General features: G+C 74.4%; 19 protein-coding genes. 5 read left to right on the top strand and 14 right to left on the bottom strand.

All coding sequences use genetic code 11. The annotated features are described in order from the left end of the window. The first annotated feature begins 66 nt into the window (after positions 1-66). Positions 67-2,037 carry an anthranilate synthase family protein gene (locus tag SNOUR_RS28530; RefSeq protein ID WP_067352533.1) on the top strand — a complete coding sequence of 657 codons (1,971 nt, stop codon included), beginning with the start codon at positions 67-69 and terminating at the stop codon, positions 2,035-2,037. On the opposite strand, the gene SNOUR_RS28525 is transcribed toward SNOUR_RS28530, so the two are convergent. The 5 genes from SNOUR_RS28525 to SNOUR_RS28505 form a co-directional block, all read right to left on the bottom strand. Then, the gene (locus tag SNOUR_RS28525; protein ID WP_067352531.1) at positions 2,003-3,019 is read right to left on the bottom strand and encodes a 2-hydroxyacid dehydrogenase; all 1,017 of its coding nucleotides are present in this window, start codon (positions 3,017-3,019) and stop codon (positions 2,003-2,005) included. The genes SNOUR_RS28530 and SNOUR_RS28525 overlap by 35 nt on opposite strands. Before the next feature lie 166 nt (positions 3,020-3,185). Beyond that, positions 3,186-4,214, bottom strand: coding sequence for a 6-phosphofructokinase (locus SNOUR_RS28520; protein WP_067352529.1), 1,029 nt, complete (start codon positions 4,212-4,214; stop codon positions 3,186-3,188). 191 nt (positions 4,215-4,405) lie between these two features. Beyond that, positions 4,406-5,050, bottom strand: coding sequence for a response regulator (locus SNOUR_RS28515; protein WP_272596527.1), 645 nt, complete (start codon positions 5,048-5,050; stop codon positions 4,406-4,408). 23 nt (positions 5,051-5,073) lie between these two features. Continuing rightward, the gene (macS, locus tag SNOUR_RS28510) at positions 5,074-6,285 is read right to left on the bottom strand and encodes a MacS family sensor histidine kinase (RefSeq protein WP_067358898.1); all 1,212 of its coding nucleotides are present in this window, start codon (positions 6,283-6,285) and stop codon (positions 5,074-5,076) included. Positions 6,286-6,430: 145 nt separating this feature from the next. Further along, a complete protein-coding gene (locus tag SNOUR_RS28505) occupies positions 6,431-7,132 on the bottom strand; it encodes a lysophospholipid acyltransferase family protein (RefSeq protein WP_039637309.1) in 702 nt (233 codons plus the stop codon). A 301-nt stretch (positions 7,133-7,433) separates the two neighbouring features. On the opposite strand from SNOUR_RS28505, the gene SNOUR_RS28500 reads away from it, so the two are divergent. Together SNOUR_RS28500 and SNOUR_RS28495 are read left to right on the top strand one after the other, a co-directional pair. Continuing rightward, complete coding sequence (locus SNOUR_RS28500) at positions 7,434-8,231, top strand: alpha/beta hydrolase (protein ID WP_067352527.1); 798 nt, start codon at positions 7,434-7,436, stop codon at positions 8,229-8,231. Then, a complete protein-coding gene (locus SNOUR_RS28495; RefSeq protein WP_067352525.1) occupies positions 8,218-8,766 on the top strand; it encodes a hypothetical protein in 549 nt (182 codons plus the stop codon). The genes SNOUR_RS28500 and SNOUR_RS28495 overlap by 14 nt, the downstream gene beginning before the upstream one ends. 44 nt (positions 8,767-8,810) lie before the next feature. Here SNOUR_RS28495 and SNOUR_RS28490 read toward each other — a convergent pair whose 3' ends face one another. The 6 genes from SNOUR_RS28490 to SNOUR_RS28465 all read right to left on the bottom strand — a co-directional run bounded on the left by SNOUR_RS28490 (position 8,811) and on the right by SNOUR_RS28465 (position 14,045). Next, positions 8,811-9,635, bottom strand: coding sequence for an endonuclease/exonuclease/phosphatase family protein (locus SNOUR_RS28490; protein ID WP_312634033.1), 825 nt, complete (start codon positions 9,633-9,635; stop codon positions 8,811-8,813). 5 nt (positions 9,636-9,640) lie between these two features. Further along, a complete protein-coding gene (locus SNOUR_RS28485; RefSeq protein ID WP_039637304.1) occupies positions 9,641-10,582 on the bottom strand; it encodes an ROK family glucokinase in 942 nt (313 codons plus the stop codon). 122 nt (positions 10,583-10,704) lie between these two features. Then, positions 10,705-11,178, bottom strand: coding sequence for a DUF5304 domain-containing protein (locus tag SNOUR_RS28480; protein ID WP_067352522.1), 474 nt, complete (start codon positions 11,176-11,178; stop codon positions 10,705-10,707). A 140-nt stretch (positions 11,179-11,318) separates the two neighbouring features. Then, the gene (locus SNOUR_RS28475) at positions 11,319-12,524 is read right to left on the bottom strand and encodes an ArsA family ATPase (protein ID WP_067352520.1); all 1,206 of its coding nucleotides are present in this window, start codon (positions 12,522-12,524) and stop codon (positions 11,319-11,321) included. Between the two features lie 2 nt (positions 12,525-12,526). Then, the gene (locus tag SNOUR_RS28470) at positions 12,527-13,012 is read right to left on the bottom strand and encodes an SRPBCC family protein (RefSeq protein ID WP_067352518.1); all 486 of its coding nucleotides are present in this window, start codon (positions 13,010-13,012) and stop codon (positions 12,527-12,529) included. A 256-nt stretch (positions 13,013-13,268) separates the two neighbouring features. Further along, entirely contained in the window at positions 13,269-14,045 is a 777-nt protein-coding gene (locus tag SNOUR_RS28465) for a metallophosphoesterase family protein (protein WP_067352515.1), read from the bottom strand. 272 nt (positions 14,046-14,317) lie between these two features. Here SNOUR_RS28465 and SNOUR_RS28460 point away from each other — a divergent pair, with 272 nt between their 5' ends. After that, complete coding sequence (locus tag SNOUR_RS28460; protein WP_067352512.1) at positions 14,318-16,114, top strand: AMP-dependent synthetase/ligase; 1,797 nt, start codon at positions 14,318-14,320, stop codon at positions 16,112-16,114. Between the two features lie 99 nt (positions 16,115-16,213). Here SNOUR_RS28460 and SNOUR_RS28455 read toward each other — a convergent pair whose 3' ends face one another. Next, entirely contained in the window at positions 16,214-17,356 is a 1,143-nt protein-coding gene (locus tag SNOUR_RS28455) for a glycosyltransferase family 4 protein (protein WP_067352511.1), read from the bottom strand. A gap of 204 nt (positions 17,357-17,560) precedes the next feature. Here SNOUR_RS28455 and SNOUR_RS28450 point away from each other — a divergent pair, with 204 nt between their 5' ends. Further along, on the top strand, positions 17,561-18,862 hold the full coding sequence (locus SNOUR_RS28450; RefSeq protein ID WP_067352508.1) for a glycosyltransferase 87 family protein: 1,302 nt from the start codon (positions 17,561-17,563) through the stop codon (positions 18,860-18,862). Here SNOUR_RS28450 and SNOUR_RS28445 read toward each other — a convergent pair. Then, positions 18,819-20,213 carry a hypothetical protein gene (locus SNOUR_RS28445; protein WP_099055734.1) on the bottom strand — a complete coding sequence of 465 codons (1,395 nt, stop codon included), beginning with the start codon at positions 20,211-20,213 and terminating at the stop codon, positions 18,819-18,821. The two genes, SNOUR_RS28450 and SNOUR_RS28445, sit on opposite strands and share 44 nt — an antisense overlap. A gap of 51 nt (positions 20,214-20,264) precedes the next feature. Further along, positions 20,265-21,320, bottom strand: a complete 1,056-nt coding sequence (locus SNOUR_RS28440; protein WP_067352505.1) for a C40 family peptidase — start codon at positions 21,318-21,320, stop codon at positions 20,265-20,267. Between the last annotated feature and the right edge of the window lie 98 nt (positions 21,321-21,418).

Raw genomic sequence — 21,418 nt, 5'->3', positions numbered from 1 at the left:
GGGCGGCCTTCGGTGTTCCCACGGCCGTTCCCTCCGCACCGGAAGCTCTCCCGGAAGGAACCGCCCATGCACCTCGCACCCCAGGCCGCACCCGACACCGCCGCCACGCTCGTCCAGCGGCTGCTCGACCCCGCCTGCCCGCCGTTCGCCCTGCTCCGCCGCCGCGCCCCCGGCCGGGACGGGGGCACCGTCGAGGTGCTGATCGGCGAGGTGACCGAGGTCGAGCGGCTGGCCGACATCCCGCTCGGCGCGGGCGTGCCGGACGCCCCGGTCACCGACGCGCTGACCCTGGTCCCGTTCCGGCAGATCCGCGAGCGCGGCTTCCGGGCGCACGACGACGGCACCCCGCTGGCCGTGCTGCGCCCGGCCGAGTGCCACGAACTGCCGCTGGACGCGCTGCTGACGGCGCTCCCGGCGCACGACGTCCGGGTGGACGACGGGGCCTTCGACGTCACCGACGCGGCCTACGCGGAGATCGTCGACCGGGTGGTGCGGGAGGAGATCGGCACCGGCGAGGGCGCCAACTTCGTCATCCGCCGGACCTTCGAGGGCACGATCCCCGACTTCTCGGCGGCCGACGCGCTGGCGCTGTTCCGGCGGCTGCTGGCCGGCGAGCGCGGGGCGTACTGGACCTTCGTGGTGCACCGGCCCGGCGTGCGCACGCTGGTCGGCGCCAGCCCGGAGGTGCACGTCCGGGCCACCGGCGGCACCGTCGTGATGAACCCGATCAGCGGGACCTACCGCTACCCGGCCGAGGGCCCCACCGCGGAGGGCCTGCTGGCGTTCCTCGGCGACCGCAAGGAGGTCGAGGAGCTGTCGATGGTGGTCGACGAGGAACTGAAGATGATGTGCACCGTCGGCGACCAGGGCGGGGTGGTCGTCGGCCCGCGGCTCAAGGAGATGGCGCACCTCGCGCACACCGAGTACGAGCTGCGCGGCCGCTCCACCCTGGACGTGCGGGAGGTCCTCAAGGAGACGATGTTCGCGGCGACGGTCACCGGGTCGCCGGTGCAGAACGCCTGCCGGGTGATCGAGCGGCACGAGCCGGTCGGCCCGGACGGCCGCGGGCGGGGCTACTACGCCGGCGCGCTGGCGCTGATCGGCCGGGACGCGACCGGGGCGCAGACGCTGGACTCCCCGATCCTGATCCGCACCGCGGACATCGACGGCGGGGACGCGCGAGGGCGGCTGCGGGTGCCGGTCGGCGCCACCCTGGTCCGCGCCTCCGACCCGGCCGGCGAGGTCGCCGAGACGCACGCCAAGGCGGCCGGCGTGCTCACCGCGCTGGGGGTCCGGCCGACGCCCGTGCGGGCCGCGGCCGGGCCGGCGCCGCGGCTGGCCGACGACCCGCGGGTGCGGGCCGCGCTGGACGCCCGCCGGGCCGACCTGGCGCCGTTCTGGCTGCGGATGCAGACCACCGCCGGGGACGGCGCGCCGTCGACCGGGCTGCGCGGCCACGCCCTGGTGGTCGACGCCGAGGACACCTTCACCGCGATGCTGGCGCACCTGCTGCGCACCTCGGGGCTGACGGTGACGGTCCGCCGCTACGACGAGCCGGGGCTGCGCGCTGCGGCCCTGGCGCACCAGGGTCCGGTGGTGCTGGGCCCGGGGCCGGGCAACCCGTCCGACATCGCCGACCCCAAGATGCGGTTCCTGCGGTCCCTGACCTCCGACCTCGTGGCGGCGCACCGCCAGGGCCTTCTCGGGGTCTGCCTCGGCCACGAACTGCTCGCCGCGGAGCTGGGGTTGGAGATCGTCCGCAAGGAGGTCCCGTTCCAGGGCGCGCAGGAGCGGATCGACTTCTTCGGGCGGCCCGAGACGGTGGGCTTCTACAACACCTTCACGGCCCGCTGCGACGACCGGACGGCGGCCGAACTGGCCATGCACCGCATCGAGTTGAGCCGGGACGAGGCCACCGGGGAGGTGCACGCGCTGCGCGGCCCGGGCTTCGCGGGGGTGCAGTTCCACCCCGAGTCGGTGCTGACCCTGGACGGCGCGGCGGTCACCGCACAGCTGCTGGCAGCTGTCCTCGTGTGACCAGCAGGTGTTCGCTGGTGCGGCCGGCCAGATGGTCCTCCACGTTGGCCACGGTGGTCCGGATGATCTGGCCGACCGCTTCCTCGGTGAAGTACGCCTGGTGCGAGGTGACCAGCACGTTCGCGAAGGTCATCAGCCGGGCCAGGGTGTCGTCGCCGACCACGTCCAGCGACTTGTCGTAGAAGAACAGCCCGGCCTCCTCCTCGTAGACGTCCAGGCCGACGCCGGTGAGCCGGCGTGCCTTGAGCGTCTCGACCAGGGCAGCGGTGTCGATCAGCCCACCGCGGCTGGAGTTGACCAGGATCGCGTCGTCCTTCATGGCGGCCAGCGCGGCGGCGTCGACCAGGTGCCGGGTGTCGTCGGTCAGCGGGACGTGCAGGCTGATCAGGTCCGCCTCGGCGAACAGCCGCTCCCGGGGGACGTAGCGCATGCCCAGCGCCGCGCACTCCGGGTTCTCGACGAGGTCCCACCCCAGCAGCTGCATCCCGAAGCCGTGGGCGATCCGGGCGAAGGCGGTGCCGATCTTGCCGGTGCCGAGCACCCCGGCCGTCCGGCCGTGCAGATCGCGGCCCATCAGGCCGTCCAGCCGGAAGTCGAAGTTGCGGGTGCGGTTGGCGGCCGGCACCAGATGCCGGTTCACCGCCAGCGCCAGCAGCCACGCGAACTCCGCGACCGCGTACGGGGAGTACGCGGAGACCCGGCCGATGGTCATGGCCAGATCGGCCGCGGCCTCCAGATCGATGTTGTTGAAGCCGGTGGAGCGCTGGGCGACCATCTTGGTGCCGCCGGCCGCGAGGGTCTGCAGCACCTCGGCGCTCAGGTCGTCGTTGACGCTGGTGGAGACGACCTCGTAGCCGCGGGCGATGGGGGCGGTGTCGCGGTCGAGGAAGACGTCCAGGCAACGGACCTGGTGGCGGCCCGCGAACGCCTGCTCCAGGATCGGCCGCTCATCCGCCTGCACGCCGAATGCGACGATCTCCACGTTCTCCTCCGGTTCTCCCCCGCCGGCGGCGGCGCCCCGCGGAGGCAATGGGCCGGATATGTCGCGTCATGGCGAATATACGGCCCATCGCCCGGCGGTGCCGCCCGAGGCGCGGCCGGTGGCGCTCGGTCGGCGGCCGGCGGCCGGCGGCCGAGCGCGACGGAGGTCAGCCGAAGAAGACGCCGACCTCGGCGTAGAGCGCCGGATCGACGGTCTTCAGCTTGGCGGTCGCCTCCGACAGCGGTACCCGCACGATGTCGGTGCCGCGCAGCGCGACCATCGTGCCGTAGTCGGCGTCCCGCACCGCGTCGATGGCGTGCAGCCCGAAGCGGGTGGCCAGCCAGCGGTCGAAGGCGCTGGGGGTGCCGCCGCGCTGGGTGTGGCCGAGGACGGTGGTCCGGGCCTCCTTGCCGGTGCGCGCCTCGATCTCCTTGGCCAGCCACTCGCCGACGCCGGACAGCCGGACGTGCCCGAAGGAGTCGGTGCTGCCGTCCTTGAGCACCATGTCGCCGTCCTTGGGCATGGCGCCCTCGGCCACCACCACGATCGGCGCGTAGCTGGCCTTGAAGCGGGACTCGATCCAGCGGCAGACCTCGTCGACGTCGAAGCGCTGCTCGGGGATGAGGATGACGTTGGCGCCGCCGGCCAGACCGGAGTGCAGCGCGATCCAGCCGGCGTGCCGGCCCATCACCTCGACGACCAGCACCCGCATGTGGGATTCGGCGGTGGTGTGCAGTCGGTCGATGGCCTCGGTGGCGACCCCGACCGCGGTGTCGAAGCCGAAGGTGTAGTCCGTGGCCGACAGGTCGTTGTCGATGGTCTTGGGCACGCCGACGCAGGGGACGCCGTACTCCGTGAAGAGCCGGGAGGCGACGCCGAGGGTGTCCTCGCCGCCGATCGCGATCAGCGCCTCGACCTCGTGCTTGGCAAGCGTCTCCTTGATCCGGCGGACCCCGTCCTCCTCCTTGAAGGGGTTGGTCCGCGACGAGCCGAGGATGGTGCCGCCGCGGGGCAGGATGCCGCGCACCGCCGGGATGTCCAGCCGCATGCTGCGGCCCTCCAACGGCCCGCGCCAGCCGTCCCGGAACCCGACGAAGTCGTATCCGTACTCCTGGGTGCCCTTGCGGACGATGCCCCTGATCACCGCGTTCAGACCCGGGCAGTCGCCGCCGCCGGTCAGTACTCCGACCCGCATCGCTTCACCTTCATCCCGTCCGTGGCCGCCGTACGGCCGTCCGTGAGCGTAACGCCGGTCACGCTAATGGTGACCTGGGTCACTCCGGGATGGGGTGTGCGTCGATCCCCGCCAATTGCACGGGAGTTGACACGAGGTGTTCACCCTTACGAGCGCAGGCGCGCGGCCCGTGCGGGCGGACGACGGGCGCCTCAGACGCCGTCGAGGCCGCGCTCTATCGCGTACCGCACCAGCTCGACGCGGTTGTGCAACTGGAGCTTGCCCAGGGTGTTCTGGACGTGGTTCTGCACCGTGCGGTGCGAGATGACCAGCCGCTCGGCGATCTGCTTGTACGAGAGCCCCTTGGCGACCAGGCGCAGCACCTCGGTCTCCCGCTCCGTCAGCCGGGGGGCGTCCGGTTCGTCGGCGGCCGCGGGGGACGGCTCCGTCGCCAGCCGGCGGTACTCGCCGAGGACCAGGCCGGCCAGGCCCGGGGTGAAGACCGGATCGCCGACGGCGGTGCGGCGGACCGCGTCCAGCAGTTCCTCGGTGCTGGCCGACTTCAGCAGATAGCCGGTGGCGCCGGACTTCACCGCCTCCAGGACGTCGGCGTGCTCGCCGCTGGCGGAGAGCACCAGCACCCGCAGCGACGGATTGCCGCCGACCAGTTCCTTGCACACCCGGACGCCGGGCAGCCCCGGCAGATTGAGGTCCAGGACCAGCACGTCGGGCGCCGTCGCCTGGGCCCGGCGCACCGCCTGGAGGCCGTCTCCGGCCGTCGCCACCACGTCGAACCCGGCCTCCGCCAGGTCGCGGGCGACCGCGTCCCGCCACATCGGGTGGTCGTCGACCACCATGACCCGCAGGCCCGTCTCGTCACTCACGCGCGCGCTCTCCCCCGTCGTCCGCCCTCGGGCGCGGTGCCCTTGGGAACCTTCAGCTCCACTTCCGTGCCCTGGCCGGGGACCGAGAGCCACTCGGCGCTGCCGCCCAACTCCCGCAGCCGGCCGCGGATCGACAGCGCCACCCCGAGGCGGCCCTCGCGCTCGGCCGCGGCGAGCCGGCCCTCAGGAATGCCGGGCCCCTCGTCGCGCACCGTGACGAGCACCGCGTCCGGTTCGTCCTCCACCAGGATCCACGCGCGGGCGTCGGCCCCCACGTGCACCCGTACATTGTCCAGCGCGGCACTGACAGCGGCGGCCAGCTCCACCGCGGCGGCGGCCGGCAGCTCGACCGGGGAGCCCGGGCCGGAGAGCGTCACCCCGGCCCCGGCGTCCGGGGCGAGCAGCACCATCAGGTCGCAGGGGCCGGCCGGCAGCGGGCCGGGGTCCGCCGGGCGGGCCGCGGGCGCGGCGTCCTGGGGGACGTCCAGCACCGTCCGCTGCCGGGGCACCAGCCCGCCGGCGATCAGGGTGCGCAGCGCCACCTCCTGCTCGCCCGCCATCCGGCCCAGCTCGGCCGCCTCGCCGCCGAGCGCGGCACCGCGCCGCTGCACCATGGCGAGCACCTGGAGCACGCCGTCGTGGATGTCGCGGGCCAGCCGCTCCCGCTCGCGGGTGGCGGCCTCGATCTGGAGGGCGTGGGCCAGGGTGCGCTCACTGGCCCGCGCCACCTCGACGACATAGCCGATGGCGACGCTGGCCACCCACACCAGCACCACGTTGTGGACGGTGTCCCGGGCCAGCTCCTGGCGCTCGACGAGGTTGACCACCGCCACGATGCTGGAGGCCACCGCGGCCCACCGCCAGCCGCCCTTGATGGCGAAGCCCAGGACGGCCCCCGCCGTCCAGATGGACGGCAGCGTCGGGGCGCCGCCCATGATGCGGGCGTGGGTGTCGATCACGGACGTCAGCAGGATGCCGCCGACCGCGAAGCCGAGGTCGGCGAGGAGGAACTGCCGGGTGCAGCGCTCCGGGGACGTCGTACGGCGCCAGGTCAGCGCCGTCCAGAGGGTGAGCGCGGCCATGTAGGCGGCGGCGCCCAGCGGGTGCGCGTAGCGCGGATAGGCGACCGCGGACAGGCCCAGCACATAGACCAGGGTCAGGATGCGGTAGCCGGTGAGCGCCCGCCACAGCGGCAGCTCGACGGACATCCGCAGCGTCTTCCGGCCCCCGCCGGGTGCCGCGCCCCGGCCGCCCTTCACCTCGCCGCCCTCGGCCCGGACGTCCTCTATGTCGGCATCCTTCATGCGGGCTACCCCCACCCCTCACCGGGGCCGCACCGCCCCGGCCTTCGCCTTAAGCCTTCTTCTGCGCCTCCGCGGCCTTGGCCGCCTCGGCGATCTGCCGCTTGGCGGCGGTCGCGTAGATGTCGACGTACTCCTGGCCCGAGAGCTTCATGATCTCGTACATCACCTCGTCGGTGATCGAGCGCAGGATGTAGCGGTCGCCCTCCATGCCCTGGTAGCGGCTGAAGTCCAGCGGCTTGCCGATCCGGATGCCGGGCCGGACCATCTTCGGCAGGACCTTGCCGGGCGGCTGCACCTTCTCGGTGTCGATCATCGCGACCGGGATGACCGGCGCCCCGGTGGCCAGTGCCACCCGCGCCAGGCCGCCCGGCTTGCCGCGGTAGAGCCGCCCGTCCGGGGAGCGGGTGCCCTCCGGGTAGATGCCGAACAGCTCGCCGCGCTCCAGCACCTCGATCCCGCTCTTGATCGCCGCCTCGCCCGCGCCGCGCGCGCCCGAACGGTCCACCGGGAGCTGCCCGACGCCCTTGAAGAACGCGGCGGTCAACTTCCCCTTGACCCCCGGGGAGGTGAAGTACTCGGCCTTGGCGATGAAGGTGACCTTGCGGTCCAGCACCGCGGGCAGGAAGAACGAGTCCGAGAAGGACAGGTGGTTGCTCGCGAGGATCGCCGGACCCTCGGCGGGAACGTTCTCGATGCCTTCCACCCAGGGACGGAACGCGAGCCTGAGCGGACCGCCGATGGAAAACTTCATTGCGCCGTAGATCAACCGACTGCCTCCTGTGTCTGACGCAATGACCTTAACCCCCTCGCGGCACGCCGGGGGCCGCGGCGGGCCACGAGACCGCGCGCGGGCCCGCCGCGGGCCGCACACGGGTCCCGCCCGGGGCGTCCGCGCCCCGCGCGGGTCCCTCGGCCCGCTCCCGGTGCAGGCACCGGCACCACTGGAGCGGCCGTCGCCACGCCCCCTGGTGGAGCCACGGCCCTACCCCGCCGCGGTCACTCCGCGTACCCTTAAGTAACCCGCGAGTCCCCTCATCGATCGGAGTTCCCCGGTGCCGCTCCTCCCCGGAGCCGAGCCGTTCCGCCGCGACGGCGGAGAGGTCGGCGTCCTCGTCTGCCACGGCTTCACCGGCTCCCCGCAGTCCATCCGCCCCTGGGCCGAGTACCTCGCCGACCGGGGGCTGACCGTCAGCGCGCCGCTGCTGCCCGGCCACGGCACACGGTGGGAGGACATGCAGCTCACCACCTGGCAGGACTGGTACGCCGAGGTCGACCGGGAGCTGCGCGCGCTGACCGAGCGCTGCACCAAGGTCTTCGTCTGCGGACTGTCCATGGGCGGCGCGCTGGCGCTGCGACTGGCCGCCCGGCACGGCGACGCGATCAGCGGCGTGGCCGTGGTCAACCCGGGCAACAAGGTCCACGACGCGGCGGCGCCGCTGCTGCCCGTCCTGCGCCACGTCGTCCGCACGACCAAGGGGATCGCGAGCGACATCGCCAAGCCCGGTGCGGTGGAGGTCGGTTACGACCGGGTGCCGCTGCACGCCGCGCACTCGCTGCGGCGGTTCTTCGAGCTGGTCGACTCCGAACTCCCGCGCGTCACCCAGCCGTTGCTGGTGCTGACCAGCCGCCAGGACCACGTCGTCCCGCCCGTCGACTCCGAGCGCATCCTCAGCAGGGTCTCCTCCGACGACGTCCGGCACGAGGTGCTGGAGCGCAGCTACCACGTCGCCACGCTCGACCACGACGCGGAGCGGATCTTCCAGGACACCTACTCCTTCATCACCCGACTCGCCCCCGAGGCCCGGCCGGACACGGTCCAGGAGGGGACGGCGGCCAGTGGCGGAGCGTAGCCCCCGCGACCCCCGGGACCCACTCGACGAGGAGGCCGCGTGGGCCGAGATCGTCGCGGGTTACGGCGAGCGGCCGGAGTTCCCGGGCACCGGGGAGCGGCCGGAGCGCACCGCGCCGGCGGACGAGGACGCCCCGGACTCCCCCGCCCCGCGCCCCGCCGACGGCGCGCCCGGCGAGGACTCCCCGTCGCGCCCCGGCAGCTTCGTGGTCTACGCCCCCGGTGTGGGCCCGCGCGACTGGACCCCCGAGAAGTCTTCCGACGACGACTTCGACGAGACCGACGAGGGCCACTTCACCCCGCCCGAGCCACCGCCGCTGCCGCAGGCCGACACCACCACCAAGTTCGCCTGGATCGCGGTCCTCGGCGGCCCGCTGCTGCTGCTCGGCATGGTCGTCTTCCAACAGCCGCTCACCTGGTGGGCCGCGGTGCTGGGCATCGGCGGCTTCCTGGGCGGCCTGGCCACCCTCTTCGCCCGGATGGCGGGCGACCGGGACGACGACGATGACATGCCGGGCAGCGGGGCGGTGGTCTAGGGCCCTGTCCGCCGGCCGGTCCTGAAGCCGGGGACCGGCCGGGGTCAGCCGCCGGCCGGCACCCGGAGCGCGGCCAGCACCGGCAGGTGGTCCGAGGCGGCCAGCAGGTCGGCCGTGCGCAGGCCCGGCAGCTCGCGCGGCACCCCGCACCCCAGGACCTCGACGCCGTCGGTGGTGAACACCGCGTCGATCCGCTGCCGCGGCCGGTGCGGCGTGGAGGTGTGCTCCCCGCCCCACGGCTCGGCCGCCCAACCGTCCCTGAGCAGCCCCGTGATCCGCCGGAAGCTCCGCCCGTCCGGCCGGTCGTTGAGGTCGCCGCCGACGACCGTGTGCGGGACGCCCAGCCCGGCGACCCGCTCCAGCAGCAGCCCGGCCTGGCTGTACCGCTCCCGCGCGTCGAGGCTGAGGTGGCAGCTGACGGCCCCGAGCCGGGCCCCGGCGAAGCGGAGCACGGCGGTGGCCAGGCCGCGCTGGTGCAGGCCGGGGGTGCGGGGCAGCAGGACGTCCTCGGTGCGCTCCACGTGGGCGCGGAGGTGGGCCAGGATCATCGGCCCCGCGGTGCTGGCACCGCCGGTGACGTACACCAGGCCGCTGGCCCGGGCGAGGCGCTCGGCGGCCTTGCGCCAGCGGAAGAAGCGCGGCGCCTCCTGGACGAGCACGAGATCGGGGGCGCAGGCCCGGATGACCCGGGCCAGCGCCGCCTGATCGTCGCGCATCGAGCGGATGTTGTAGCTGAGCACCCGGACGACCGCGGAACCGTCCGCCTCGGTGGCGGAGGCCGGAAGTCCGGCGACGGGGGCCGTCGCGGCGGTGCCGCGGGCGGGGTCCGTCCCACCGGACGCGGTCCGTCCGGGGTGCTCGGCCGCCATCCGCGTCAGCCCTGGCGCGCCAGGTCGGCGGCGCCGACCAGTCCGGCCTTGCCGCCGAGTTGGGCGGCGAGCACCTGGGCGTGCGGCCGGTACTGGTTGCCGACCAGCCAGCGGCGGAAGGACTTGCGGATCGGTTCGAGGACCAGCTCGCCCTCGTCCGAGACCCCGCCGCCGACGATGAAGGCGGACGGGTCGAAGAGCGAGGCCAGGTCGGCGAGGCCGGCGCCGGCCCAACGGGCCAGTTCGCGGAACGAGTCGATGGCGACCGGGTCTCCCTGACGGGCGGCGGCGCTGATGTGCTTGCCCTCGATGCCCTCGGGGGTGCCGTCGCCGAGCGCGAGCAGCGCCGTGGCGGCCTCCGGCGTGGCGAAGGCGCGCTGCCGGGCGTAGCGCAGCAGGGCCCGGCCGGAGGCGTACTGCTCCCAGCAGCCCTGGCTGCCGCAGCCGCACAGCAGGCCGTCGGGGACGACTCGGATGTGGCCGAACTCGGCGGCGACGCCGAACCGGCCGCGGCGCAGCTTGTTGCCGATGATGATGCCGCCGCCCAGGCCGGTGCCGAGGGTGATGCAGATGACGTCGCTGTGGCCCTGGCCGGCGCCGAAGCGGTACTCGCCCCAGGCCGCGGCGTTGGCGTCGTTCTCGACGACGACGGGGAGGCCGACGCGCTGCTCGACCTTGTCCTTGAGCGGCTCGTGGCGCCAGTCGATGTTCGGGGCGAACAGGACGGTGGCCCGCTTCTCGTCGACGTAGCCGGCGGCGCCGATGCCGACGGCCTCGACGTGGTGGCCGGCACCGACCGTGCGGATGGCGTCGGCGATGGCCTCGGTCAGCGCGTCGGTGGCCTGCGGGGTCGGAACCTTGCACGTCTCAAGGATCGAACCCTCTTCGTCGACCACGCCGGCCGCGATCTTCGTGCCGCCGATGTCGACGCCGATGGTGAGTCCCATGTGTCCCTCAGTTTTCGCTCGAACCCCGCCGTGAACCACCGTACCGGAGGCAGGGGGAGCTTCCTCGCCGGTCAGGGCCACTGAGGCGGGGTATCTCCCACGCGTCGAGGCGGTGGGAGGCGTCAGTCGAGGTCGATGCGCTCGGTGCCGGCGGGGCCGTCGTCGCGAGGATCGGCGGCCCGGCCCTCGGGGCGGTCGTCGGCGCTCTCTCCGCGGGTCCAGCGGCCTTCGCTGCCGGTCACCGCCGAGCGGTAGGCGGCGAGGAGTTCGGAGCCGGCCGCGGCGAGGTGGTCGAAGACGTCGGGGTTGCGCTCGATGACCGGCTCGACGACGGCCTTGGCCTGCCGCAGCAGCCCGCCCACCGCGCTGCTGGCGGCCGTTCCGCCGAGCGCGCCGGGCAGCTGGATGGCGGCGAGCTTGTCGGTCACCGCCTCGGCGAGCCGGCGGAACTCCTCGGCGGCGCTGCCCGGCTGGGGGCCGTACTCGTTCCGGCGGCGGGCCTGTTCCGCGGCGAGGTCCTCGGCGCAGGCCGTCTCCCAGGCGTCGGCTTCCGGCTCGGCGCGGTGGTCGGCGGGGCGCTCGGTGGCATCACTCATGACGGACTCCGTGGACTCCTGCAGGCGGTACGGACGGGACGGTGCCCGGGGGCACTGTCGTAAGGCACGTAGGGCGCCGTCGTGCGCGCGGCAGCACGGCGAGGGCGTGTTACGACGTTACCCGAACGGGGGTGCCGGAATCAGTCGCTCGGCGCGGTCCGGGGCCACAGTCCCGGGTCCGGGGTGAAGCGGATCTCCAGGGCGCCGTCGCGCAGAGCCGCGCCGGAGACGGTGCAGCGGCGCAGCGCCGAGGGCAGCGTCCGGATCCGGCGGAAGCGGCCGACGGTCACCACGATCTCGTCGCCGCGGCGCACCAGGCCGAGGCCGTCCCGCTCGGCGCCCGGCAGCGGCACCCGCCAGACGAGGATGCCCTCGATCGCCAGCCGGTCCTCGACGGTCCAGGGGTCGGCGGCCGGCGGCGGAGGGTGCACGGCGCCGGCCGGTCCGTCGATCAACTCGTCGAGCTCCGCCACGCCCTGAGGGTCGCGGCCCAGGTGGGGCACCTCGTGGACGGGGACGTCGGGGAACTCCTCACGCAGCGCCTTCAGGGCGGTCTGCTGGCTGCCGGAGAGGCCGGCGAGGAAGGGGTCGGCGGAGCCGGTGGGCAGCAGCCGGTTGACCAGCACGCCGTCGGTGCGGCGGCCGTGCAGCGCGAGGCCGGCGCGGAGGGTGCGCAGGGTGGCGTTGGCGACCGGGCCGGCGTCGGTGACCAGCCGCACGGAGGTGCCGGGGGCGTCCACCACCCGCTGGACGGCGGCGAGTTCGCTCTCCCAGCGCTCGGCGGCCTCGTACAGCTTCTGGGCCGGCATGGGGACGCCGGCGAGCTGGGCGAGGACCGGGCGCAGCGCGCGGGCCGCCTGGCGTTCGGGCGGCAGCAGACGGCGGAGGTAGCGGCGGACCTGCGCGGGCAGGGCCAGCAGCCGGATCGTTTCGGCCGCCGGCGGCATGTCGACGACCAGCAGGTCCCAGGCGTCCGAGGCGTGCTCGGCGCGCAGTGCGTGCAGCAGCGCGAAGGACTCGGAGCCGGGGAGCTCGGTGAGTTCGTCCTCGTCGAGCGGGGCCGCACCGAGCAGGTCGAGGGCGGCGCCGGCGCGCTCCTGGAAGGCGAGGAACTCCTGGCGGAACCGGTCGGCGGGGTCGATACGGCGGGCGTACAGGCCGGGGGCCGAGGCTATCGGCGCGGGTCCGGCGACGCCGGGGCGCGCGCCGAGGACCGCCTCCGGGGCGCTGCTCTGGGTGGTGAGCAGAAGGGTCCGCGCGCCCTGTCGGGCACCGGCCAGGGCGGTCGCGGCGGCGAGGGTGGTGCGGCCCGCGCCGCCGGGGCCGGTGACGAGGACGGTCCGCACGCTCAGTGCTTCTCGGCCTCGTCGGCGGTCGCGGCACCGGATGCCGCGGAGCCGCTCTCGACCCGCTTCTTCAGGCCGGCCAGCGCCCGGTCGATGATGACCTTCTCGGCCTTGCGCTTGATCATCCCGAGCATCGGGATCTTGACGTCGACGGTGAGCTGGTAGGTGACCTCGGTACGGGTGCCGCCCTCCAGGGCGGTGAGCCGGTAGGAGCCGTCGAGGACCCGCAGCATCTGCGACTTGACGAGCGACCAGCTGACCTCGTTCTCCCCGGTCCAGGCGTAGGCGAGGGTGTGGTCGTCCTTGATGGCGCCGGCGTCCAGCACCAGGCGCACCTTCTCCGCGCGGCCCCGGTCGTCGGTGGCCAGGATCTCGGCCTCCTTGACCTCCCCGGTCCACTCCGGGTAGCGGTCGAAGTCGGCGATCACTCCCATCACCTCGGCCGGTGCCGCCTCGATCGTGATGTTCGAGCTGGTGTGTTCGGCCATCGCCCTGACTCCTCCATGCCGATTCGTGCCGGTCCGCCGACTTTTCCCCGAGCTCCCGGCTCCGCCCCCGAGCTCCCGGCCGCTCCCCCGGCTTCGGCTGCGCGCGAGCAGGGGGTCGGTGAGCCGAGGGACCCCCAGTGAGCCGGGGAGAACCCGTTACGCGGTGTCTCTGCTGCTGAAGGCTACCGCGCGGCGGAACCCGGACCGACACCAGCGGGCCGGTCGCCGCGGGCCGGCCGCGCCGCCGCCGTCGGCCTCACCACTCCAGCACGTAGGGCCGGCCGGTCGCGTTGAAGTGCCCGACATTGACGCATTCCGTACCGCCGATCCGGACCCGGTGGGCGAGCGGCTGGTGGACGTGGCCGAACAGGGCGTAGCGCGGCCGGGTGGTGCGGATGGCGTGCAACAGGGCCGCGCTGCCGCGTTCGAAGCGGCGGGCGACGGTGTCGTAGCAGAGCTCGGGGACGTCCGGCGGGATGTGGCTGCACAGCACGTCCACGTCGCCGATCGCCTCGACCTTGGCGACGTACTCCTCGTCGCTGATCTCGTACGGCGTCCTCATCGGCGAGGTCAGGCCGCCGCCGACGAAACCGAAGACCCGGCCGCCGATCTCCACCCGCTCCCCGTCGAGGACGGTGGTGCCGGGCCCGGCGTACTCGGACCACAGACGCGGTATGTCGACGTTGCCGTAGGTGGCGTAGGTGGGGGTGGGGAACGCGGCGAAGAGGTCGGCGTACTGGCGGCGGACCGCGGCCTCGATGACCGCCTCCCGGCCGGCACCGCTGCGGTCCAGCTCGGCCCAGAGCCGTCGGCCGAGCTCCCGGGCCTCGCCGAAGCGGCGGGCGGTGCGCAGTTCGACCAGGGCGTCGGCGTTGGCGACGCCGAAGAGGTCGGGGAAGATCCCGCGCGAGTGGTCCGCGTAATCGAGGAAGAGGACCAGGTCGCCGAGGCAGACCAGGGCGTCGGCCCCGTCCCCGGCCGCCGCCAGGTCCCGGCTGTTCCCATGGACGTCACTGACCACATGCACGCGCATGGCGTCACCCTAGATCGCGCCGGGCGGCGGAGGGGAGGCGGAGGGGGCCCTTGGTTACTTTCGGGTCACCACGGGGCTGGTCTAGTCTGCGCGGTGCAGTCCCCATGACGTGTCCCCAGCATGTGACGCATCGAACATCTGGCCGTAACCCCCTATCCCAAAAGCAATACCGATGGGTAACGTCCGGGCCGTCCAATCCCCCCGCATGATCATGGACCGCAGCCGGTGCGCACACAGCGTCGTGGTGCCGGCGCTTTCGAGGAGCAGCAGTCTTGCGCGAGTTCAGCCTTCCGGCCCTGTACGAGGTCCCCGCGGACGGCAATCTGACGGACCTGATCCGCCGCAACGCCGCACAGTACCCGGATGTCGCGGTCCTGGGACGCAAGGTGGACGGCACCTGGCAGGACGTCACCGCCGCCACCTTCCTCGCCGAGGTCCGGGCCGCCGCCAAGGGGCTGATGGCCGCCGGTGTCCGGCCGGGCGACCGGGTCGGGCTGATGTCGCGCACCCGTTACGAGTGGACGCTGCTGGACTTCGCGATCTGGAGCGCCGGCGCCATCACCGTCCCCGTCTACGAGACCAGCTCCGCCGAGCAGATCCAGTGGATCCTCGGAGACTCCGGCGCGGTGGCCATCGTGGTGGAGACCCCCGACCACGAGGCGACGGTCGAGGCGGTCCGCGACCGGCTGCCGGACCTGGCGCACATCTGGCAGATCGAGCGGGACGCCGTCGCCCGGCTGCGCGCGGCCGGTGACGGCATCACCGACGAGGAGGTCGACGAGCGCAGCGGGCTGGCCGACGCGGACTCCCCCGCCACCATCGTCTACACCTCCGGCACCACCGGCCGTCCCAAGGGGTGCGTGCTCAGCCACCGCAGCTTCTTCGCCGAGTGCGGCAACGTCGTCGAGCGGCTGCGCCCGCTGTTCCGCACCGGCGACTCCTCGGTCCTGCTCTTCCTGCCCGTCGCGCACGTCTTCGGCCGGCTGGTGGAGGTCGCCTCGGTCATGGCGCCCATCAAGCTGGGCCACGCGCCGGACATCAAGAACCTCACCGACGACCTGGCCTCCTTCCGGCCGACGATGATCCTGGGCGTCCCCCGGGTCTTCGAGAAGGTCTACAACTCCGCGCGGGCCAAGGCGCAGGCCGACGGCAAGGGCAAGATCTTCGACAAGGCGGCGGAGACCGCGATCGCCTACAGCCGGGCGCTGGACACCCCCGGCGGCCCGTCCTTCGGGCTGAAGGTCAAGTACAAGGTCTTCGACCGCCTGGTCTACGGCAAGCTGCGGGCGGTGCTCGGCGGCCGGGCCGGCCACGCCATCTCCGGCGGCGCCCCGCTCGGCGAGCGGCTGGGCCACTTCTACCGCGGCATCGGCTTCACCGTTCTGGAGGGCTACGGCCTGACGGAGTCCTGCGCGGCCACCGCGTTCAACCCCTGGGACCGGCAGAAGATCGGCACGGTCGGACAGCCGCTGCCCGGCTCGGTGGTCCGGATCGCCGACGACGGCGAGGTGCTGCTGCACGGCGAGCACCTCTTCAGCGAGTACTGGAACAACCCGACGGCCACCGCCGAGGCGCTGTCCGACGGCTGGTTCCACACCGGCGACCTCGGCACCCTCGACGAGGACGGCTACCTCGCCATCACCGGCCGCAAGAAGGAGATACTCGTCACCGCCGGCGGCAAGAACGTCGCGCCGGCCGTCATCGAGGACCGGATCCGCGCCCACGCGCTGATCGCCGAGTGCATGGTGGTCGGCGACGGCCGCCCGTTCATCGGCGCGCTGATCACCCTCGACGAGGAGTTCCTGCCCCGCTGGGCCGAGGAGCACGGCCACCCGGCCGACGTGACGCCCGCCCGGCTCGCCGAGGACCCCGAGCTGCTGGCCGCCGTGCAGCGTGCGGTCGACGACGGCAACGCGGCGGTCTCCAAGGCCGAGTCGGTCCGCAAGTTCCGCATCCTGCCGACCCAGTTCACCGAGGAGTCGGGGCATGTGACGCCGTCGCTGAAGCTGAAGCGGAACGTCGTCGCGAAGGACTTCGCGGAGGAGATCGAGGCGCTCTACCGCGGGTAGGGCGCGGGTACCTCCCGCACGGGGCCGCCCGGCCCCGCACCGCCGGATCCGCCGTCGTGGTCGCGCACCACGGCGGCGGACGCGCAGGTGCGGACCCGGTTAGAGCAACTCCCGGAGCCGCTCGGCCAGCAGGTCCCAGCGCCACTTCTCCTCCACCCAGGCGCGGCCCCGGGCGCCCATGGTGCGGCGCAGCCCGGGGTCCCGGAGGAGGGTGACGAGGCGCTCGGCGACGGCCTCCGGGGAGCCGCCGGGGACCACCCAGCCGGTCTCGCCGTCCAGCACCGCGTCGGGCGCCCCGCCGGAGTCACCCGCGACGACCGGGAGCCCGGTGGCGGACGCCTCCAGGTAGACGATGCCCAGGCCCTCGACGTCCAGCCCGCCGCGGCGGGTGCGGCAGGGCATCGCGAAGACGTCGCCCGCGCCGTAGTGGGCGGGCAGCTCCGCCCACGGGACGGCCCCGGTGAAGCGGACCGCGTCGGCCACGCCCTTCTCCATGGCCAGCGCGTGCAGCTGCTCCTCGTAGGGGCCGCCGCCGACGATCAGCAGCACCGCGTCCGGCACCGCGGCACGGATCGCGGGCATCGCCTCGATCAGGGTGTCCTGCCCCTTGCGCGGGACGAGCCGGGAGACGCAGACCACCACCGGCCGGTCGGCGAGCCCGAGCCGGGCCCGGACCTCGGCGCCGCCCGAGTCCGGGTGGAAGGTCTTCTCGTCGACGCCGGGCGGCAGCTGGACCATGCGGGCGGCGGCGGCCGGGGTGAGCGCGGCGGCGATCCGCGAGCGGGTGTACTCGCCGAGGTGGGTGAGGGTGTCGGTGCCCTCGCCGATCCGGCGCAACAGCTGCCGGGCGGCGGGCAGCTGGGCCCAGCCGGCCTCGTGGCCGTGGGTGGTCGCCACGATCCGGCGGGCGCCCGCCGCGCGGAGCGCCGGCGCCATCAGCCCCAGCGGCGCGGCGGCCCCGAACCACACCGAGGAGCAGCCGTGTTCGCGCAGCAGGGAGACCGCCCGCCGGGTCACCCGGGGCGTGGGCAGCAGCATCGTCGTGGCGTCCCGGACCACCCGGAAGGGCTGCTCGGCGTCGAAGGCCGCGGTGGCGGCCCGGCCCTCCTCGGTCCGCTTCCAGGTGGAGGCGTAGACGACGACCCGGTCGGGATCCAGCCGCAGCGCCATGCTGTGCAGGAATGCCTGGATTCCGCCGGGCCTGGGCGGGAAGTCGTTGGTGACGATGAGGGTCTTGTGCACGGTGGTCTCTCGGCGGTCGGCGGTCTCTCGGCGAGGGGCGTCTGTGGACGGCGGGACGCGCGGCGTCCCGGACGGTCCTCGGCCGACAGTACCGGGTGGGCGGCGGGGCCCGGGTGGCGCGCCCCGCCACGCCCGCGCCCGGCCTGCCCGGCCGTGCCCCGCCCGGCCCGGCATCATGCAGACAGGACGACCGACGGGGGAACGATGACCGGCACCGGCAGCGGGACGGCGGCGGCCTGGACGGCCTGGGCGGCGACCCGGGCACTGCTCCTGCTGTGCGTCTTCCGGGTGCTGGTGCTGCCCGGACCGGACGTCACCACCGACGTCTCGGAGATCTACCACGGCTGGTCCGAGGTCCTGCGGTCCGGCACCTTCCCCCTGGACGACGTCACCTGGCAGTACCCGCCGGCCGCCGCACTGCCGGTGCTCGCCCCCGGCCTGCTGCCGTTCCTGTCGTACCCCACCGCGTTCACCGTGCTGGTACTGGCCGTGGACGCGGCCGCGCTGGCGCTCTTCCTGCGCGTCGGACGCGCACCGGGGCACCGCCGGACCGGCGCCTGGGCGTGGATCGCCGGCGTCGCCCTGCTCGGCCCGACCGCCTACGCCCGCTACGACCTGATGGTGGCGGCGGTGGCCGCGGCGGCGCTGTTCGCGGCGGCCCGCCGGCCGCGCACCGCGGGCGCGCTGATCGCCCTCGGCGCCCTGCTCAAGGTCTGGCCGGTGCTGCTGCTGACCGGGGCGCCGCTGCGCGGTCGCCGGGCCCCCGCCCTATGGGGGAGCGCGGCGGGCTGGGCCGCCGGGCTGATACTGGCCGCGGTCGTGGCGGCGCCGGGCGCGCTCTCCTTCCTCACCTTCCAGCGCGACCGCGGCACCGAGGTCGAGTCGCTGGGCGCGCTGGTCCTGCACCTCGCCCGGCACGCCGGCTGGCCCGGCGAGGTGCAACTCCACTACGGCTCGCTGGAGTTCCTCGGCCCCGGCGTCCCGCTGGTCAGCGCCCTCTCGCTGGCGCTGACCGGGGCCGCGCTGGCCTGGCTGGTCCACTGGCGGCTGCGCGCCGGACCGTTCGGGGAGCGCGCGGAGTGCGGGGAGCGCCGGGAGCACGGGGAGCCCGCTCCCGCGACGCTGTGCGACGCCGCCTTCACCGCCGTCCTGCTGTTCACCACCACGAGCCGGGTGATCAGCCCGCAGTACCTGCTGTGGCTGGCCGGACTGGCCGCGGTCTGTCTGACCGTACGGGCGAGCCGGCAGGGCCCACCGGCCGTGCTGGTGCTGCTGGCCACCGGGGTGACCCAGCTGGAGTTCCCGGTCTCCTTCGCGGACGTGGTGGCGAGCGACGCCCGGGGCATCGCGCTGCTGGTGCTGCGCAACGGTCTGCTGGTGGCGGCGTGCCTGGTCGCGTGCCGCCGGCTGCGCGCCCGCACCGGCCCCGGCCGACCCGCGGTGCCCGTCGCCCGCCCCTCGCTCAGCTCAGCTCGCGGCGCACATACGCGCGCCACATCGCGGTGAACTCCGCCATCCCGACGCCGAGTTGCTCACGCATCGCCTGCTCCACCAGGCCGCTGCGGCCGGTGCCACGGGCGCCGACGCCGCCCACCGCCGGGGTGGCCGAGGCGACCGGTTTCGTCGGGGCGGCGGTCCGGGCCTCCAAAGGGGGCTTCGACGGGCGGGCCGCCGCGTTGCGGAGCCCGCGCTGCCCGGTGTCCCGGTAGAAGGCGATCAGCCGGTCCTCGCCCCACTTCTCGGCGATCAGCCGGCAGGCCAACCAGCCGCCCTCGTACGCCTTGGCCAGCCGCTCCGCGCCGGCCTGGAAGCCGAAGTCGGCGTCGGCGGGCAGGCCCGCGGGCAGCCGCCCGGCCACGACCGCGCGGGAGAGCTCCGGCGCGGTGATGGTCGGCCTGCGGTGCACCTTCCGGTAGGCGACCCAGTCCGCGAACCCCTCGGAGAGCCACAGCGGGGTGGCGGGCGTGGTGAGCGCGCGGGTCGCGACATGGGTGGTCTCGTGGGTGAGGACGACCGTGCGGCCCAGCTCGTTGAGCTCCTCGTACGCGTCCGGGTTGACGATCACCCGGTCCGCGGGGGCCACGGACGCCGTGCCCGCCTCCCCCGTGGTGACCGCCGCGATCCCGGCGTACCCGGACGGATCGTCACCGCCCATCAGCTGCGCCATCTTCTGGACCGAGTCCGGCGCCTCCACCACCACCTTCCGCGCCCACTCCCCCTTCCAGGCCGCGGAGACCGCGGGCACCGCCGCGTCCACCCGGTTCGCCAGGTCGCGCAGCCGCTCCGGGGCCGCGGCCCCGCCCAGGACCAGGCTGTACCGGCCGCGGACCACGCGGACCGGGCCCTGGTCCCACAGCTGCCGGGTGCCGCCCTTGCCGTCGGACGCGCCGTCGGAGTCGGAGCTGACCCACCACCGGCCGTCGCGCTCGGTGAGGGTGAGGTACTGGACGCTGGTGACCGGCGCGGTGTCGAAGCCCTTGAGGCGGTAGCGCAGCCGCACCTGCGCGGCCAGCCGCCGGCCGCCGGCCATCGGGAGCGGGAAGGCGCCGGTGGACATCAGGTCGTAGCGCCAGTCGGCGAGCGGGACGGCGGCGAGGTGGTCGAAGACCGCGCGCTGGCTGCCGCGGAAAGCGGTGGCCCGGGGATCGACGGAGGCCAGGAAGGCGGTGGCGTCGTGCCGTCGGACGGCGTCGGCCCGCGCGTCGAGCATCCGCTGGGCACCGGGGTACTGGTCGGTGGGCCCCTCCGCGGGGGCGCAGCCGGTGAGCTGGGCCAGCAGCGCCAGCAGCGGCACCGCGCAGCCGACCGCCCGTGCGGCCCGCCACGGCCGCCTGCGTCGCGCCCTCAGCTCCGCCATGCGGCCGATCGTAAGGGCGGCCCCGTCGGGGCAAAACCGCAGGGGCCCTGCTCAGGGCCGGGTGATCGCCGCGATCGGCATCATGTCGACCGGGTCGTAGCGCACCCGGGCGCCCGGGTAGGGCGCGTGCACGACCTGCCCGTTGCCGACGTACATCCCGACGTGGCTGGCGTCCGAGCGGTAGATGACGAGGTCGCCGGGGCGGGCCTGGGACAGCGGCACCCGGGCCCCGGCGCCGCGCTGGGCCTGCGAGGTGCGCGGCAGCGAGATGCCGGCCTGGGCGTAGGCCCATTGGGTGAGGCCGGAGCAGTCGAACGACGAGGGGCCGGTGCTGCCCCAGGCGTAGGGGGCGCCCACCGCGGCGCGCACCGCGGCGACCGCCGCCTCGGCCCGGCCCGAGCCCGGCACGATCCCGGTGAGGTCCGGGATGTACTCGTCCCGGCCGTCGCTGCGGGAGGCCCGGTCGTAGGCTTCCCGGGCCTCCGCGGGGAGGGCGTTGAGCAGCCGCCGCGCGGTGGCCAGCTTCCGCTGGACGTCCTTCTTGTGGCGGGCCACCTCGGTGCGGCTGGCCTCCAGCTCGGCCAGCTTCCGAGCCGCCTCGTGGCGCTGCTGCTCCAGTTCGCGGGTGGCGGCCTGGAGCCGGTGCAGTTCGTGGGCCTGGGTGCCGCTCAGCCGGTCCAGGGCCGCGGCCTTCTCCAGGTAGCTCTCGGGCCGCTCGGAGAGCATCAGCCGGACGGTGGGGTCGATCCCGCCGGACCGGTACTGGGCGGCGGCCAGCGCGCCGAGCCGGGCCCGCATCCCGTTGACCCGCGCCTGGGTGCGGGCGGTGCGGTCCTGGAGGGCCGAGACCTCGTCGCGCAGCTCCTTGGTGCGGGCGCTGGCGCCGTTGTACTGCTCGGTGGCCCGCTCGGCCTCCTCGTAGAGCTTGCCGACCCGGGCCGCGGCGCCCTCCCGGCCGGTGGAGCCGCTACCGGCACCGGAGGAGGGGTCGGCGCTGGCCGGTGCGGCCGACAGCGCGGCCGCCGCGGTCGCCAGGGCGGCGGACAGGACGGTGACCGAAGCGAGGGTGGTCGGGCCGCGCTGCGAGGAACGGCGATGGGACACCACGAGGGCCGCAACTCCTTCCGTGTGCAGCCCCTGCCGCCCGGGCGGGACGGTCGGTGATCCGGCAGCTGCGAGGGCAGACAGTAACCGCGCCGCGGCAT

Source organism: Streptomyces noursei ATCC 11455 (assembly GCF_001704275.1).
GTDB classification, from domain to species: Bacteria; Actinomycetota; Actinomycetes; order Streptomycetales; family Streptomycetaceae; genus Streptomyces; species Streptomyces noursei.
The sequence above is the reverse complement of the archived record's forward strand: the minus strand, read 5'-3'. Positions and strand labels throughout refer to the sequence as shown.